The organism is Vibrio sp. 10N.239.311.G01, assembly GCF_041465805.1.
GTDB classification, from domain to species: Bacteria; Pseudomonadota; Gammaproteobacteria; order Enterobacterales; family Vibrionaceae; genus Vibrio; species Vibrio crassostreae_C.
Genome location: NZ_JBFSRM010000007.1, coordinates 61,639 through 79,136, shown reverse-complemented (window position 1 = coordinate 79,136; position 17,498 = coordinate 61,639). Strand labels below are relative to the sequence as shown.

Annotated in this window: 9 protein-coding genes; 7 read left to right on the top strand and 2 right to left on the bottom strand. The window is 43.4% G+C overall.

Annotated elements, in window-relative coordinates:
- The first annotated feature begins 6 nt into the window (after positions 1-6).
- From AB6D06_RS07675 to AB6D06_RS07655, 5 genes are all read left to right on the top strand, one after another.
- Complete coding sequence (locus AB6D06_RS07675; protein ID WP_017066316.1) at positions 7-1,212, top strand: amino acid ABC transporter permease; 1,206 nt, start codon at positions 7-9, stop codon at positions 1,210-1,212.
- Between the two features lies 1 nt (position 1,213).
- The gene (locus AB6D06_RS07670) at positions 1,214-2,311 is read left to right on the top strand and encodes an amino acid ABC transporter permease (RefSeq protein ID WP_017066317.1); all 1,098 of its coding nucleotides are present in this window, start codon (positions 1,214-1,216) and stop codon (positions 2,309-2,311) included.
- Positions 2,312-2,333: 22 nt separating this feature from the next.
- Complete coding sequence (locus tag AB6D06_RS07665; RefSeq protein WP_017059704.1) at positions 2,334-3,098, top strand: amino acid ABC transporter ATP-binding protein; 765 nt, start codon at positions 2,334-2,336, stop codon at positions 3,096-3,098.
- 282 nt (positions 3,099-3,380) lie between these two features.
- Positions 3,381-4,046 (top strand): Bax inhibitor-1/YccA family protein, encoded by a 666-nt coding sequence (locus AB6D06_RS07660; RefSeq protein ID WP_017057206.1) that lies wholly within the window; start codon positions 3,381-3,383, stop codon positions 4,044-4,046.
- 160 nt (positions 4,047-4,206) lie between these two features.
- Entirely contained in the window at positions 4,207-4,536 is a 330-nt protein-coding gene (locus AB6D06_RS07655; RefSeq protein WP_017057205.1) for a TusE/DsrC/DsvC family sulfur relay protein, read from the top strand.
- Positions 4,537-4,594: 58 nt separating this feature from the next.
- On the opposite strand, the gene yccX is transcribed toward AB6D06_RS07655, so the two are convergent.
- Positions 4,595-4,882 carry an acylphosphatase gene (yccX, locus tag AB6D06_RS07650; RefSeq protein WP_065677517.1) on the bottom strand — a complete coding sequence of 96 codons (288 nt, stop codon included), beginning with the start codon at positions 4,880-4,882 and terminating at the stop codon, positions 4,595-4,597.
- An 88-nt stretch (positions 4,883-4,970) separates the two neighbouring features.
- Here yccX and AB6D06_RS07645 point away from each other — a divergent pair, with 88 nt between their 5' ends.
- Positions 4,971-6,374: a methyl-accepting chemotaxis protein gene (locus tag AB6D06_RS07645; RefSeq protein WP_372099269.1), complete on the top strand. Its 1,404-nt coding sequence runs from the start codon at positions 4,971-4,973 to the stop codon at positions 6,372-6,374.
- Between the two features lie 129 nt (positions 6,375-6,503).
- Complete coding sequence (locus tag AB6D06_RS07640; RefSeq protein WP_372099271.1) at positions 6,504-7,697, top strand: class I SAM-dependent methyltransferase; 1,194 nt, start codon at positions 6,504-6,506, stop codon at positions 7,695-7,697.
- 88 nt (positions 7,698-7,785) lie between these two features.
- Here the strand turns inward: AB6D06_RS07640 and AB6D06_RS07635 are convergent, their stop codons facing one another.
- Positions 7,786-17,454, bottom strand: coding sequence for a tandem-95 repeat protein (locus AB6D06_RS07635; protein ID WP_372110104.1), 9,669 nt, complete (start codon positions 17,452-17,454; stop codon positions 7,786-7,788).
- Between the last annotated feature and the right edge of the window lie 44 nt (positions 17,455-17,498).

The window sequence follows — 17,498 nt, the reverse complement described above, 5'->3', positions numbered from 1 at the left end:
AGTAGTATGAAACCTAATGAAACTATTTCTCCAGCTCAGGCAAAGCCACAGCCCAAAAGTGCCAACTTATTTTACAACCCCACTTTTCGCTCCATCATTTTCCAAATTATCGCCGTCGGGGCGCTTTGTGCTTTCTTTTACACGATTGTAAATAATGCACTCACAAACTTAGATTCCCGTGGTATCACCACTGGTTTTGATTTTCTCTCCCAAGAAGCTGGTTTTGGTATCGGCTTAACACTGATTGAATACGACGAGACCTTCTCATACGGTCGTACATTCTTTATCGGTCTTCTCAATACCGCTTTGGTTTCAGTACTCGGCATCATGCTAGCGACAGTGCTGGGCTTTAGTATGGGTATCGCTAGACTCTCTTCAAACTGGCTAGTTAGCCGATTTGCAGCTGTCTACATTGAGATATTCCGAAATATCCCTCTGCTATTACAAATCTTTTTCTGGTATTTCGCCGTTCTACAAGCCTTGCCTTCTGCTCGTCAAAGTATGAGTCTAGGTGAAGCAATTTTCTTGAACGTACGCGGGTTGTACTTCCCTGCTCCAGTCTTTGAGCAAGGCAGTAGCATTGTCATCGCATCATTGATTGTCGGTATTATCGCTACGTTTATTATCAACATCTGGGCTAAGAACAGACAGAAACTGACCGGCCAACAAACACCGATGTTGCGAATTGCAGCTGCGTTGATTTTAGGCTTACCGTTGATAACTTACTTTGTTATGGGCATGCCTATCTCTGCAGATTACCCTGTGTTGAAAGGGTTTAACTTCAAGGGTGGTGTTACGATAATCCCTGAGCTTGCTGCATTGATGCTCGCTTTAAGTATCTATACAGCAGCGTTCATTGCTGAGATTGTTCGTTCAGGTATTAACGCGGTAAACCATGGGCAAACTGAGGCTGCGATGTCTCTAGGCATCCCACGTTCTAGAACTCTAAAGCTTGTCATTATTCCACAAGCATTAAGAATCATTATCCCACCACTAACCAGTCAGTATCTAAACCTGACCAAAAACTCATCACTTGCGATGGCCATTGGTTATCCTGATCTTGTCTCTGTATTTGCAGGAACAACACTTAACCAAACTGGACAAGCTATCGAAGTAATCGCGATGACAATGGGCGTCTACCTAACCTTGAGCCTATTAACGTCCGCTCTAATGAACATATACAACCGCAAAGTAGCATTGGTGGAGAGATAAGATGAGTACACATCAATTTCAACCTGATCTTCCGCCTCCAGCGAATACCGTTGGGCCAGTCGGTTGGTTAAGAAAAAATCTATTTAATGGACCTGTTAACAGCGTCGTCACTGTGATTCTTGCTTACTTTGCTTTCACCCTATTATGGGCAATAGCGGATTGGGCATTCATCAGTGCCGACTGGATAGGAACCACACGTGATGCCTGTACTAGCGAAGGCGCTTGTTGGGTTTTTATCAGCGTTCGTTGGGACCAATTCATGTATGGCTTCTACCCAGAAGCTGAACTGTGGCGACCTCGCCTCTTCTATGCAACGTTGGCCATTTTTGTAGCCTTACTGGCTTATGAAAAAACACCTAAACGTACGTGGATTTGGTTGTTCTTCGTCAACATCTACCCATTTATCATTGCTGGCTTGCTATACGGTGGCGTCTTTGGGTTAGAAGTTGTTGATACCCATAAATGGGGCGGCCTACTGGTTACACTGGTCATCGCACTTGTTGGTATTGTAGTGTCACTCCCTATTGGTGTTGCACTTGCTCTTGGGCGCCGCTCAGAGATGCCGATCATTCGCAGTATGTGTACCGTATACATCGAAATTTGGCGTGGCGTACCGCTCATTACAGTTCTATTCATGGCTTCAGTAATGCTGCCACTCTTTTTATCAGAAGGGACAGAAACCGATAAGCTCATTCGAGCACTTGTAGGGGTAGTTCTATTCAGTGCAGCCTACATGGCCGAAGTAATTCGAGGTGGTCTACAAGCAATACCAAAAGGCCAATACGAAGCAGCTGATGCTCTGGGGTTAAGCTACTGGAAAAAGACTGGGCTTATCATTCTACCTCAAGCTCTTAAAATCACGATTCCTTCAATTGTGAACACCTTCATTGGTTTGTTTAAAGATACCAGTCTTGTTTTGATTATTGGTATGTTTGATGTACTAGGAATTGGCCAAGCCGCGAATACCGACCCTGAATGGCTTGGGTATTCAACAGAAAGTTATGTATTTGTCGCGTTAGTGTTCTGGGTGTTTTGTTTTGGCATGTCGAGATATTCGATATGGCTAGAAAACAGACTTCACACCGGTCACAAACGATAATTAACAAGATCAAGGACGTATTATGACGCAGCAGACAGAAAACAACTCTCAAGGTCTTATGATCGAGTTGAAAGACATGAACAAGTGGTACGGTGAATTCCACGTACTTAAGAACATCAATTTAGAAGTTAAAAAAGGCGAGAAAATCGTTATCTGTGGCCCTTCAGGCTCTGGTAAATCAACGATGATCCGCTGCATCAACCGATTAGAAGAGCACCAAAAAGGTCATATCTTCGTTTCAGGTAATGAATTAACGGAAGACCTAAAGAACATCGAAGCCGTGCGTAGAGATGTCGGCATGTGTTTCCAACACTTCAATCTGTTTCCACATCTGACGGTATTAGAGAACTGTACTCTGGCTCCAATCTGGGTCAAAAAGATGCCAAAAGAAGAAGCCGAAGCGATTGCAATGAAGTACCTAGAGCGCGTAAAAATCCCTGAGCAAGCGGACAAGTTCCCAGGTCAGCTTTCAGGTGGTCAACAGCAGCGTGTAGCTATCGCTCGCTCTTTGTGTATGAACCCTCAAGTGATGCTGTTTGATGAGCCAACGTCGGCGCTCGATCCAGAAATGGTTCGTGAGGTGTTAGACGTAATGGTTGAGCTTGCAGAAGAAGGCATGACGATGCTTTGTGTAACGCACGAGATGGGCTTTGCTAAAGAGGTCGCGGATCGCGTTATCTTCATGGATGCCGGTGAAATCATAGAAGAGAACAACCCTGTCGATTTCTTTGAAAACCCACAATCAGACAGAACGCAGAACTTCTTAAGCCAAATCTTACACCACTAATGTGTTATGATGCATAAACTACAGAGGCGGCTTAGGTCGCCTCTTTGGTTTCAGTGTTATAATTAGTTTTTCAAGATTATAAACAGCGATTCAGTGCGATTAAAATTGAACAACGAACCTTAACTGCACTTTAAGAAATACTTTGTTACACCTTCAGAAACACTTAACCGACTATTTTGATTATTATTTTGCGTATACAAGAGGAATGAGAGACTTGATTTTTCGAACTTTCACCCCCATAAATGTACTAATAACTATTGAAGTCACCTTACGAGGAAGATTATGAACAGCCCTATGTTTTCACGCACAGCATCTCAAGAAAGTGCTCTGCAAACCAATAAAGTGTTGCGTAACACCTACGCATTACTGTCTATGACACTACTTTGGTCTGCTGTTGTAGCAGGCGTATCCATGGCGATGAACCTTCCTCGCCCGGGTCTTATTATCATGCTAGTTGGCTTCTACGGCCTACTTTTCCTAACAGAAAAGAACCGTGACAACAGCATGGGTCTAGTCTTCACATTCCTATTTACAGGTTTCTTAGGCTACACCATCGGTCCAATCTTAAACATGTACGTTGGCGCAGGCATGGGTGATGTCATCCTAACTGCACTTGGCGGTACAGCACTGGCGTTTATGGGCGCATCAGCTTACGCACTAACAACTAAGCGTGACCTGTCGTTCCTTAATGGCATGCTATTAGCTGGTTTCGTAGTACTACTTGTAGGTATGGTTGCAAACATCTTCCTACAAATGCCTCTACTATCATTGGCAATGAGCGGTATGTTCATCCTGTTCTCGACTGGTGTTATCTTGCTTACAACGCAAAACATCATTCGTGGCGGTGAAACAAACTACATCTCTGCAACGATCAGCTTGTACGTATCGATCTACAACATCTTCATCAGCCTACTAAGCATCCTAGGCATCATGGGCAGCGACGACTAATCGTTCCCATCATTGAAGAATATCTAGCCCAAGAGCCTACCTCTTGGGCTTTTTTGTATCTATAAGTACGATATTTCATTGGATAGCTACAATTTCTGTTGAGAAAGACAAACTTGGTCATGTACCCTATCCGCATAGTTAATTGGATTCTGGATTAAACATGTTTGAATATAACGGCAAGCAAATCGAAACCGACGCTCAAGGCTACCTATTGGATTACACGCAATGGGAAGAAGGCATGATTGAAATTCTTGCTCAAGACGAGGCGATTGAACTTACAGATGCACACTTAGAAGTCGTACATTTTGTAAGGAGCTTTTACGAAGAGTTCAACACCTCACCAGCGGTTCGCATGCTCGTTAAAGCAATGGAAAAAGCCCACGGCCCAGAAAAAGGCAACAGTAAATACCTTTTCAAGTTATTCAAAAAAGGGCCGGCAAAACAAGCAACCAAGCTCGCCGGTTTACCTAAACCAGCAAAGTGCTTGTAAAACCTAACCCGCTTTAGGTCATTAAGTTACGTTCGATATAAATACTGTAGTACCATAACTACAGTATTTTAAACGCCCCTATGCGTACGTCCTGGCGCTCACTCTCTTTCACTTGATGCATCACTACGTTGTCTACTGTTGCGCTCGAAGGGCCAATATTGAGCCAAGCATGTAACTTCTCTATTTGCTGACTCTCTCCGACAGCTAACACTTCAACTCGACCATCATTTAAGTTCTTCGCATAACCTGAGAGTCCCATAGCTTGCGCCTGCCTACTGGTGTGGTAACGGAACCCAACACATTGAACTACGCCTGACACGACAAAAATATATTGTGAACTTTCCATAACGTTGCCTCATAAATTATATGAATGATATAGTCGAGCTTCTATTCATTCACCGCTTATTGGTGGACTTACTTCGAGTATAACGATTATGAAAGAAATCCCATTTCGTTGGATTGACAAATATCTCATTCACCTAAAAATCCAAGAAAAGTTCTATCTACTCTTCTTATTGCCTCTTCTCGCCCTGGTTATATTAACTCTCGTTTTAGATAGTGCCGCGGACTCTTTACTTGCTCATCTTTATCAAGAAGAAATGCTCTTGATGAAAGGGCTTATCGAAGCAGGTCAACTCACTAAAGATCAAGTTGCTCAGCTTGTCAGCAGTTCTGAAACCATCTCTTTAGGCTACGGTGTTGGTTCTGTTTCAGTGATGAATGGTGCGTTCAGTCTAGTTGCTAGCCATGACCAAAACCTTTGGTCTGCTCTATCGACGACTCAGGTTTCAATTATCGCAGTAACCCTAACGCTGATCGCACTAGGTGTTTACTACATCATGACTTTCATCGGCGGCGCAATGTTCTCTATGAACAAAGCTCTGAACACCCTAGCGAATGGCGACTTAACTTGCCGCATGAACTACTTCTTAGTTCGTGACGAGTTCAGTGAAATCGCGATTACAATCGATAAAGTCGCTAAACGTGAACAAAACATGGTTCTATCAATCCAAGAGTCTGTCGCTCTCATGCAGCAAATTAGCTCGGACTTGAACCAGTCAACACAACAAAGTTCAGACATCTCAGGTAACCAACAGGAACACCTGAATAGCTTGGCAAGTGCAACGGAACAAATGGCGGCTACGATTCGCGAAGTCGCGACTCTTGCTCATGAGTCTAGTTCACAAACGATGGACGCTCGCGGCGTTGCTCAAAGTGGTCAAGTCAAGGTTTCAAATACACTGGAGTCTATCTCTAGCCTATCTCAAGAGATCCAGTCCGCTTCACAAGCAGTAGAAGAACTGGATGCCAACGCGGCGCAGATCGATGAAGTAGTCACAACCATCAACGGTATTTCTGAACAGACTAATCTGTTGGCGCTGAACGCTGCTATCGAAGCTGCACGTGCTGGCGAGCAAGGTCGTGGATTTGCGGTTGTTGCCGATGAAGTTCGTGCCCTTGCCGGGCGCACTCAACAAGCAACGGTTGAAATCCAAAGTATGATTGAGTCATTACAACGTAACAGCCAATCACTGACCAAGCTGATGGAAGTCACGGTGAACAATGCTAATGAAGGCCAAACCCTGATGTCAGAAGTGAACGTCGAGATCGGTTCATTAGCGGAAAAGAACCAATCTATTTCAGATAGCAGCACTCAAATTGCTACAGCAGCTGAAGAACAAGGCGTAGTTGCCGACAACATTGCACAAAGTGTTGAAGAGATTCGTCATCAATCAGACAGCATCTGCGAGATGATCAGTAAGAGTAATTCCAATGTTGACCAACTTCGTAAACAAAGCGATACGATGGAAGGTTTGCTGACAGGTCTTAAAGCTTAATACTGCTCTCCAACCACAATGTGTTGATTAATCATTACAAGGGCTGCTTCTGCAGCCCTTTCTTATTTGCTTTTCACCTGTACTTCCCCGACAATACCCCTCCTTCAAATTCAACAAACAGAGTAAATTATGACTCCTTCAATTCATCTAGCTAAAGGCCGAGATAAATCACTACGCCGCAAACACCCTTGGGTATTTTCACGCGGTATCGATAAGGTCGAAGGCGAACCAAAACAAGGTGAAACTGTAGACGTATATGCTCAAAATGGTCAGTGGCTTGCAAAAGCGTCTTACTCACCAGAATCTCAAATTCGAGCTCGTGTTTGGACATTTGAAAAAGAAGAGATCAACAAGGCGTTCTTCGTAAAACGAATTCAAGACGCACAGTCTTTACGTGAGGACATTATCGAACGTGATGGTCTAACGGGCTACCGCCTTACCGCAGCAGAGTCTGATGGCCTGCCAGGTATCACAATCGACAAATATCAAGATTTCCTTGTTTGCCAACTGCTAAGTGCTGGCGCTGAATTTAACAAAAGCGCATTGGTAGAAGCGTTAATCGAGTGCTTCCCTGATTGCAACATCTACGAGCGTTCAGACGTGGCAGTTCGTAAGAAAGAAGGCTTAGAACAGGTTGTTGGCGTTCTTCACGGTGAAGAGCCACCTAAGTCAATTGTGATTGAAGAAAACGGCGTTAAGATCAGCGTGAACATTATGGAAGGCCACAAAACGGGCTTCTACATGGACCAACGTGATAGCCGCAAAGAATCTATGAAGTACGTTAAAGGCAAAGATGTCCTTAACTGCTTCTCATACACGGGTGGTTTTGGCCTTTACGCGCTTAAAGGCGACGCAAAGCGTGTTATCAACGCTGACGTATCTCAACTAGCTCTTGATACAGCTAAATTCAACGCTGAACTTAATGAGTTTGATATTTCGAAAAAGCGCGCTGTGTTCCTAAATGCTGACGTTTTCAAACTGCTTCGTGAATACCGTGACCAAGGCACTAAGTTTGACGTAGTGATTATGGATCCGCCAAAATTTGTTTCAAGCAAGAATAACCTAACTTCAGGCGCCAACGGCTATAAAGACGTTAACATGCTTGCAATGCAAATCCTGAAACCAGGCGGCACTCTACTCACCTACTCTTGCTCTGGCTTAATGGGTACTGATTTGTTCCAAAAAATCATTGCTGATGCAGCATTAGATGCAGGCCGCACTGTTAAGTTCGTAGAACGCTTCGAGCAAGCAGCCGACCACCTAACAGACACTGCCTACCCAGAAGGTTTCTACCTGAAAGGCTTTGCTTGTAAGGTTCTTTAAATACAAATTACCAATCTAAGAAACAGCGTTACAGTTCATAAAAAAACCGAGATTCTTCAATCTCGGTTTTTTATTGGTATCAGCAAACTCAATCGTCTTTAATAACAAGGATGTCAGACAAACTATTCGTCAAGTCTGCAGCGGAGAGGCCATCAAATTCAATTTTAACTTGCTGTCCATCTTTTTCTACAACCATGGCGGAGTTAACTTCGCCTCCTTCAACCTCGATGTTGTCTAACAACTCAGTGACTTGTTGTTGAGTTGGCGCATCAGCAAATAAGTCAGACAAATCAACCTTATCTCCTTCCGCGATGCTGAAATCAGAGATTCGATCGGTACTTCCATCTAAGTCTCCATCAACCCACTTAAATATATCAGCGTCATCACCACCGGTAAGAATATCGTTTCCTAAACCACCAATTATAGTATCCGCACCACCTTGACCGTAAAGAATATCATCACCCTCTCCACCATCTAGAGTGTCACCTTTACCAAGCACACTACTCAGTGCACCAAGTGACTCATCAAATAATTGATAGGTATCGTGATTTTCTGAAATAAACTGATGTAGCTCTTCATCGTTAGCTTCTGAGCCATTTTTCAGATTCAAAAACTGCTTCAAACCATCAAGCCCCAGCTTTTGTTCAGTTGGATTACCGACTTGCTCCCATGGCAGACCAGCCACATTAATAGAGTCACCAAAAATAATGTCGTCACCTTTACCACCAAGGATAGTGTCTCCATCCATATTACGATATGTGGTATTTGATACCTCGCCCTCTAGCGCCGCAATTAATTGGTTTGCATTAGTAACGACATCCGCTTCACCCAATGGTACGCTCAAACTCTCAGAGATAGTTATGTTTGCATCCAAATCAATAGCATCACTCTGATCATTAGTTACATTATCCAACATCATTGCTAGCCTATACTCACCAGCAATATCTAGTATCTTAGTTGCGTCAGCAGAACCGTTAATCGGACCATAAGCCGTTACCCAAGAGCCATTTTCTAGCTTTTCGATACGCCAACTAAAGATGTCACTGTTTGCTAGCCCTTGCTTAACGCTAAAGTCCAATTCAATATTTGCTGACTGGTCAGCAGCAATTACGAAAGATGTACCATACGCCGTCTCTGCAGGTTCGTTGTTTTTAACTTCAACTTCTAACTCTTGCTCAAATGAACTTACTTGTTGGGCTAATGGCAATTCGACGCTATCTACAACATTCGAGTTGTCGAACATGCGCAACGTCTCTGTTTCACTACTATCGGTCGCAATACCGATTGCTCTAACCTTACTGATACTTGAAAGTTCATTATAGGCTTCAAGTGCTTTAGTGAGATCAAGGCTATCAGTCGAACCTCCTGAACCACCTGGGTCGCCCGTATATGTTGTCGGCTTACCATCAGTCATAAACAAGGTTACATTCTCTGCATTAGCATTCGAGCTACCTACACCATCGAACCAGCTTTTAGCCGAGTCAAACGCTGACTCATAGTTTGTTGCACCGTTGGCTGAAAGACTATCGATTGCTGTATTTAAAGCACTCCAGTTGTTATCTTGGATATCAGAAATACTTACTGCTGCGCTTGCCGATGAAGCGAAGCCGATAAGCGCGATGTTGATCGTACCAGAATGCGTATCTAATCCTTCAACAAAGTTCAACAGCGCTGCTTTCATCACCGCAAGTCGTGTACTGCCGTCAAAGCTATCTTTCATACTGCCCGACACGTCTGCTAAAAGCGCAATATTGTAATTTTTCGCTGGCGTTATCGTAGTATCTACACCACCAACGTCACCAATAATTACATCGTTCGCACTGTCACCTAAGAGTTGTTCATCTGGAGAGTTGTCTACTATGAGCTTATCGTCAGCAAACGTAGCAAATGCCGAATCAGAGCCTGTTGCTTGATTGCCATTATAATCTTCAGCTACGGCATGAGCAGCTACCGTAAAGTCTAAACTGCCAGTGTAATCAGCAGTAACCTTAAGCTGAGCACCATTAATACTTGAACTAAAGTTGTTAGATTGGTTTAGATCAACTGATACATTAAATGTTTGAAGGCCATTCGTAGTATCTACAGGTTCAACCTTCGTTCCATCAATGTAGAGGTCTACACCTACAGGGATACCTGTAATTTCAACGCGCTCATCAACTAGATGTTCAGAGCCATCTTTATCCTGCAATTCAACATCTACTGTTAATGGAATCATATTGTCTTTAACAATATTTGAGGTTCCACTTTCGTTGTCTAATTTAACAATACCATCACTAAAGATGATCTGTTCGATAAAGTAAAGCGTATCACCTGCTCCAGTTACACTTGGGAGACTGGTCTCATTACCAGTAGTGTCAATTACTCTAAATCGACCGGATTCTTTCTCGTATGTAACGGTGAAATCAGACATTGAACCTTCGTAAATAACTGTATCTACTGCTCGAATTTCATTACCGTCGTCATCAAAGCCTAAATGATCATTGAATGTATGGTCAGAGTCGGTGTTCGCCCCCTTAAACGTGTCATCTAAGCTACCACCAATAAATACGTCGGAACCTTTATAGTTACCTGTATAATGCACTGCTAGAGCTTGTTCTGGCGTTCCTGGAGCTCCGGGATACGTCTCATGAGCTACGAATAAGTTACTGTCCCTACTGCCCGCAACAAGAAAGCTATCATCCTGGTCATGTGTACCTTGATAAAGCTCACCATTAACGCTCAACAACTTGCCGTTATTGAAAAGGTCTAAGATAGTTTCTTTATCCGTCGGATGGCCAAATACGGCGTTAGTCTCCTGCATGTCACCCAAAGAAACAGAGATAATAGGAACGTCCGTTACTGGCGTAATATCTACCGTAAGCGTATGTTCTTCTGACGTACCATTCTCGTTTACAGCCTTGAACTTAATTTCAGCGTAGTCATTCGATTTATTGCCTACACCATCAACATTAAAGCCGTCATAACCAGATTCGTTAGCATCTGGATTAAAGCCTATCACGCCTGAAGTTAATTGAGCCGATGTAATCTGAGTCGAGTTTAGCGGCTGCCAATTTGGCTCTTGAACAGTGCCAAGGTTAATCACCAACGCTCCATCGAGTGGTTGATGAGTTATCACCACATCGTTGCCAGACTCAATCCCAAAATCATCAATCGATAGCACTAAAATAGTATCTTCTTGTCCAGAGGCTTCCTTACTTTCAGCATCTGGTCCAACAGGTACTGGATGGACAATTAGCTCGAAGGCCCCATTCGAAATCTCACTGGTATCGCCAACAATCTCGTCTGAAATAGCTTCAATCTTAACGCTATAAGTGCCTGGTTCATCAACCTGAATCATCAGATCAGCGAGCACTGTTTCGGCAGTACCATTTGATGTTAACCAAGCAGATATATCAACTTCACCATCAGCATTAACAACAAGTTCCTGATCTCCAAGTTTAACAATTGAACCTTCAGGCAAACCAGACACGACGAGTCTCAACGTCTCTGAACCATCGGTATCAACAAGCTGAGTCGTGATCTTAGAGACATTGATAAAGGTATCTTCCAGCCCTTCATTAATATCGAACGCTGGGTAATAACCACCCTCTAAGGATTCATGTTCAACCTGTGCCCCGATATTAACTTTATCCTCAAGCGAACTTACATCAGGAACAATATCGAAGTTGTCCGTGTTAAAGTCTACGGGTTCATTGCCACCAACTGCGACACTGATAGTGGCATTACCTGGACCAGCCTCGTTGTCGTGGAATGCAGTAATTGTGTACCAACCAGATGTCGATGGTACAAAGGCTGAAGACTCATAGGTACCGCCTCCGCCCCAAGTTTGAGAGGCCATGGTTTCACCACCGACTTCAAGTCTAAATGAATCATCTGCATGACCACTAAACACGTATGACTCACCAGCAACTAGGAATACCAAACCAGTAAGTTTGCTCGAAATGTTTTCGATAGCTGGAGAGTTCTGAGTGCCAAAGTCTGGCGTCTGTGTGACTTCTGAAGTGTTGGCAGCACCTGCAGACTCGATAGCTTGTTCAACAACGTCCGGAGCGACACCGCTACCATTGTTGTAATCAAAGTCTAGGTTCTCCCATTGCTCTAACTTAAAACCTTCATCTAAATCTACATTTGGTGTATCTACTACTAACTTGGCAAGCGTCGTATCAGGGCGAATATCAATCGACATCGTCGTGCTAGAGCTGGTGTTGATGCCGTCCGAACTGTGGTAGTTAAACTCAGCATAATCTTGTTGATTATTACCAGTTACTACATTCTCTTCATCAGACATTGACGTACTAGATTCATAGCTTACTGGGTTGAATATCAAGAAACCTTGTTCAACCTGCTCTTGGCTTACTGATACTCCTGTGCCAATCGTTTCAGTATTTAACAGAACCCATTCATCAGTAGATTCGTTGTACAGATACATATCACCCGCGCCTGGAGCACTAGTGATAACAATCGACAATTCACTAGAATCTGCATCAGAAACGTTGAAATCGGCCCACTCAAACGTAATCGATGAACCTTGGGCTTGTGCCTCATCGCCAATGACATGTGAGTCCTGTGCTTGCGGTGCTTCATCATTATCGATGATCGTTGCAATACCTTGCTTGCCACCCACTTCGAGCGTGAAACTCTCATTTAACTCATCAATGCCGTCATCGTTAGTTGGTACCTTGATGTCAAACGACGTTACTCCCGCAGGCACAACAAGCTGACCATTAACAAGCGTCACGCCCTCAGTGAACTCTACGTTGTTGGTGAAATCTTTGTTATCACCGAGCTCAGCTGAACCGGAGTTTAACGACCAATCGAATCGAGTCTCTTGACTGCTTGTGCTAACTAGGTTCACGGTGAAGACAGCTACATCGCCTTCAATTACTTGTTCATTATTTGGATTAACCGCGTTGCTCACTGTATCGATAGTTGGAGCTTCATCGTTATCAGTAATGCTGCCCACTGCAGATTCACCATCAACAGTCACGGTGTAGGTTTCAGCGATCTCATGGAGACTGTCATCAATTGTCGGAATCAAGATTGCAAAGTCCTTCACTCCAATTGGGACAATCAGTTTTCCACTTTGCTGATCATAGGTGACGCCATTAGTAAAACGAACCTGACTCAAGTCGAGATCTTTTTCTTCACCCGAATCATTCGCAGCATCCGTGTTCTTACCAAAAGTAACGTCCAATACAGACTCAACAAGTGCACTTGAATCCAGAATTACTTTAAAGCCAAGATCATCACCTTCAACTACTGAGTCTGCTAGCAGGTCTACAGACGCAACACTAGAAGGAGTCGGTAAAGGGTTGACGATAACATTAACTTCAGCACTCGCGATTTGGCCATTATCATCAGTAACCTGATATTTAAACGTTGTTTCACCGACAAAATCATCGCCAGTTAAATCAAAGTATACGATGCCGTCTTTGATATACGCATTACCTTCCGTTTCACCGTATACATAGGTAATACGTAGATTGTCGCCATCTGAATCGATATCGTTATTTAGAAGCTCAGAACCGATAATGCCAGCAAGCTTCGATGTTGGAATCTCAAGAATGCCGCCTTGATTCACTGCATACGCGCCTTCACTAGAGGCTTTAAAACCAGTTAGGAAGTAATCTGACGCATCATTATCATTCGTTGCTTGGTTGGAATACTCAGTTGCTTCAAATACCACAGTATCAAACGCGATTGGAGTACCATCAGGACCAAGCGGTGTTATTTCGTAAGTACCTTTATTGTTACCGTCTTCAGCAATAAACGTATCACCTGCAACCGCTACGCCATTGAGGTACGCTACCCAACTGCCTTGTTCATGGTTATCAGTGAAATCACCGTCATTACCTTCGTTTTTAAACAAGTTAGATACTGAAAATGTAAACTGAGTAGCAGGGCTATCTAAGTTGATTTCAAACTTCTCAGATTGCTGCTCTGCACGATCATATTCAATCTGAGCACCCAATCCACCCACTTTGTCGGCAACACCAATCTTAATACCGCTGTGTGCAAAGTCTTTATCTTGGCCATTGAAGCTGGCACTCAGCTCAGCACCTTCAGCCGACCATGGAGAGTCGTTGTCTTCACTGAACTGACCCAGTTTAACTTCGAAGCTTTGCGGATCGTTATTCGCATTCAGGTTACCAGACTTATCGATAGTAACTGTCTTAACTTCACTTTCGTTACCATCACTGTCTACCGCTTTGTATTCGAATAAATCTGACGCCTTAGCTTCAAGAGAAGTCAGCTCCCAGTTACCTGGTCCTTGTGTGCTTGCTTCCACCGAAACAATCTCAGCACCTTCAGGAGCGACAATCGTGACATTTTGATTATTGTGGGTGTCATCATAAAGGAAGGTTTGTTCTTCTGTGACACCATTACCATAATCAAAGGTGACTGTAATCTCAGCTCTTGATTGAACACTATCATCAGCATTTGGGGCAAACCAACCACCCAAACCACTTAGACCAACCGTTACTGAGTCCGCTGGACGAGAAGAGAAATCAATGTTGATCGCCTCGTCTTGGTGAATACCGCGATTAGTCGATGCAATACCGAAACCCATATGGCCTTGCTGACTGTTGTTTTGCACTAAAGGCTTAGCGTCAACGTTATTTCGACCTTCCGAGGTAATGGTGACGACATCACCATTATCAAACTTCAGTTCGCGAGTATACGCATCTACTTCATCACCCCAGTTATGGAACTCTGCAGTGCTATGAGGGCCTTTATCTAATGTGGATGTATCATCAACACCTAAGAAGAAGCCCGTTGATTCTTGGTCATCTTCATAAACGATGTTGTTAGGATCTGCATACGTCTGCCCAACTACCACTTCAACCTTGTTATTACCATCGACATAGTAAAGAGTTCCTGAATCAGGCAGCTCTGTGATGATCACGCCGAGATTTGTATCTGCGTCATTATCGTTATCATCTTCATTATCAGAAATATGGTCTGTACCATCACCTTCGATAGTCCCCATCCCGGTATCGAAAATAACTTGCGAAGAGCCATCTGCATTGAGAGAAATAGAGAAGTCTTCAGCTTTTGGCGGGTTATCATGGCTGTCGTCAATAGCTACATTTTTATCAGCACTAGAAGTATCTAGCTTCTCAAATACATCGGTACCATCTTGGGTTACGGATACAACACTAACGTTAAACTCTTGTCCAACTTCGTATTCGTTGTCTTGTTCAGTTTGAATCTCAAAGGTCGCTGTATTTGTATTTGCGTCTACGTTTACAGTTATAACTTCAACAATATCTTCATTGCTCGCATTTGTGTAAGAGTACTGAAGAGTAACCACACTATCTTCAGGCACTTGCTCACTTAGCGTAATCGTAAATGGACTTGTCTTATCACCCTCAATAACTGAATCGGGACCAGTCAGCCCAACTGTAACGGTATCTTTGTCGTTTGTGTCTGACTCATCGACAATCTTAGCTGTACCTGAGTCCTGTTTGTCATTTTCAACAAACTCACTAGTTGAGCTAGCATTTAGAGTTACAGTCTCTTCACCCTCAAGCAATTTATCATCAAGAACCTTGATGAAGACTTCTAAGCTATCAGAGCCGCTAGCAATAATAAGATCGGCAAGCTCCTGATCTGAAAGCGCTTTATAATCTTGTCCATCTTTAACGTAGATCTTGTCTTCGTAATCGACACCTTTAGTTGCAGTATCCCCTGCCGACCCTAGTGTAAGATCAAGACCAACGTTCTCAGAGACAAGCTCATCTAGGTTGATTTCAAATGATAAGAAAGCATCTTCTGCTTCTGTCACTGGTTGGCCAGCAGTAACTGTTAGCTCAGCAACAGGTAATACATCAACATTCACTACAACCGTATCTGTACCACCGTTACCGTCCGACACGGCAACAACAAATGAATCATCTCCATCAAACTCGTTGTTCGGAGTGTACTTCCACTCGCCCGTTTCAGGGTCGATCTCAACACTACCGTTTGTAGGTTGGCTCACCGTGTAAGTCAGGTCAGTGTCGTCAATATCGGTTGCAGTAACCTTACCAGATACAGAGTTATCCTCTTTAGTCGATACACTTATTTGATCAGTATCGCCAATCGGCACTCCATCTTTGACAAATATTGGAGCATCATTTTCTGGAGTGACATTAATCGTAACCACGGCGGAATCAGTACCACCTTTACCGTCAGAAACTGTGTAAGTAAACGTAGCGATACCATTGAAGTCATCCGCTGGAGTGTAACGAACGGTCTGAGAACCATCTTGTAGCTCAACTAACTCAACCTGACCGTATGTTGGATCAATCACTAAACTATCTAAAATGATTAACGTATCACCATCAACATCAGAGTCATTCGAAAGTAACTCGCTACTAGGTATATCGAGAGTTACATCTTCTTGTGTCTGAAGATTTTTAATCACTTCTTGAAATTTGATATTGTCTAGATAAGTCCCACTCTTGTCGCCTTCAGTGCCAACTTCTCTAAATGAAAGGGTATTTGAACCATCTCCACTCCCACCTAATAATTCCAATAACTGGGTTTGCATTATGTTACTTTCAGGGGTAATCGTAGCAACAACTTCGCCGTTCCAAATGACCTCAAGCTCAGCACTCGGCAATCTTTCGTACATTGCAGTATCAAAAGACAGTTGGTATAAGGTACCGCTTTCTACACCTTGAATTTGTTGAGTAAGGGTTACATTGTCACCATTACCTTCCATATCAATCATACGATCGCCGTCTGTTTCATCAACAGCATAGCCTTCTTGAACTGAATCTAAAGCACCAGTTCTTGCATCGTAGGACCAACCATCTAGTTGGTCGATTCGAGAACCCCAACCGGCATTTGATACCGATTCATAGTCTTCAAAGCTACCATTGACGATCAGGTTATCACCTAACGCTCTTGAATCATCGTTCGCGATAGGGTCATCATTTACTGGTGTGACATTAACGGTCACTGTCGTAGTGCTTTTTTCACCATGAGTATCAACAATGGTGTATTCGAAAGTCGCTTCACCATTGAAGTCTTGGTTAGGTTCAAACACGACATTGCCATCTATCAGCAGAACAGAACCGTTTGTAGCATCGGTTGCGTTGACAGAAAAAATGGTTATGTCATCCCCATCAACATCGAAATCATTGGCTAACAGCTCACTACCACTAATAGTAAGAGCCTGATCTTCTTCCGTTATGAGTTTGGGTGCATCTATTCCGGTAACTGTAATGTTATCGATAAACGCACCAAGCGAATCAGATTCACCCGCACCAGCAAAAGCGATTAAAGTAGCATCACTACTAACATCAAACTCAGCATTTACTTGATACCAACCTTTGTTATCCGGACCATCTAGTGTTACAGAAATGCCTTCTGGAGCAGTCACTGTTCCATCCGCATGCAGCGTAATAGTTGTATTCCCAACAGTAAAAGTCATATCAGACGACGAGTTGCCGTCTTGGCGAGGGTTATAATCGAACTCTACCCTCAAAGAGTCTTGATCCGACGTATCAATTGATGTCGTCATCACCGTGTTTTTATGTGGGTCTAGCTCTGCGTAAAAATCACCGTCGGTAGCATCAACAATTAAGCCGTCTCGCTCAATCTCTATACCATTAGTAAAGTCCCATACCTCTGATGGGTCTTTAGAAACAACCGCCCAACCCGCTGGGTTTGCCATATTTTCGAATGACTCAGTGAGCAATATGGTTTCTTGAACGTTTTTGTAAGAATCACTGATGGCTACAGGCGCATCGTTGACTGGCGTCACCGTCAAGTTGAACGTGCTGTCTACCGGTGTGCTGCCATCTTCGT

Bases quoted from the DNA above. Each gene is read 5' to 3' on its own strand.
- AB6D06_RS07645 (WP_372099269.1), top strand. From the start codon at position 4,971: ATGAAAGAAATCCCATTTCGTTGGATTGACAAATATCTCATTCACCTA.
- AB6D06_RS07665 (WP_017059704.1), top strand. From the start codon at position 2,334: ATGACGCAGCAGACAGAAAACAACTCTCAAGGTCTTATGATCGAGTTG.
- AB6D06_RS07655 (WP_017057205.1), top strand. From the start codon at position 4,207: ATGTTTGAATATAACGGCAAGCAAATCGAAACCGACGCTCAAGGCTAC.
- AB6D06_RS07660 (WP_017057206.1), top strand. From the start codon at position 3,381: ATGAACAGCCCTATGTTTTCACGCACAGCATCTCAAGAAAGTGCTCTG.
- AB6D06_RS07675 (WP_017066316.1), top strand. From the start codon at position 7: ATGAAACCTAATGAAACTATTTCTCCAGCTCAGGCAAAGCCACAGCCC.
- yccX (WP_065677517.1), bottom strand. From the start codon at position 4,882: ATGGAAAGTTCACAATATATTTTTGTCGTGTCAGGCGTAGTTCAATGT.
- AB6D06_RS07640 (WP_372099271.1), top strand. From the start codon at position 6,504: ATGACTCCTTCAATTCATCTAGCTAAAGGCCGAGATAAATCACTACGC.
- AB6D06_RS07670 (WP_017066317.1), top strand. From the start codon at position 1,214: ATGAGTACACATCAATTTCAACCTGATCTTCCGCCTCCAGCGAATACC.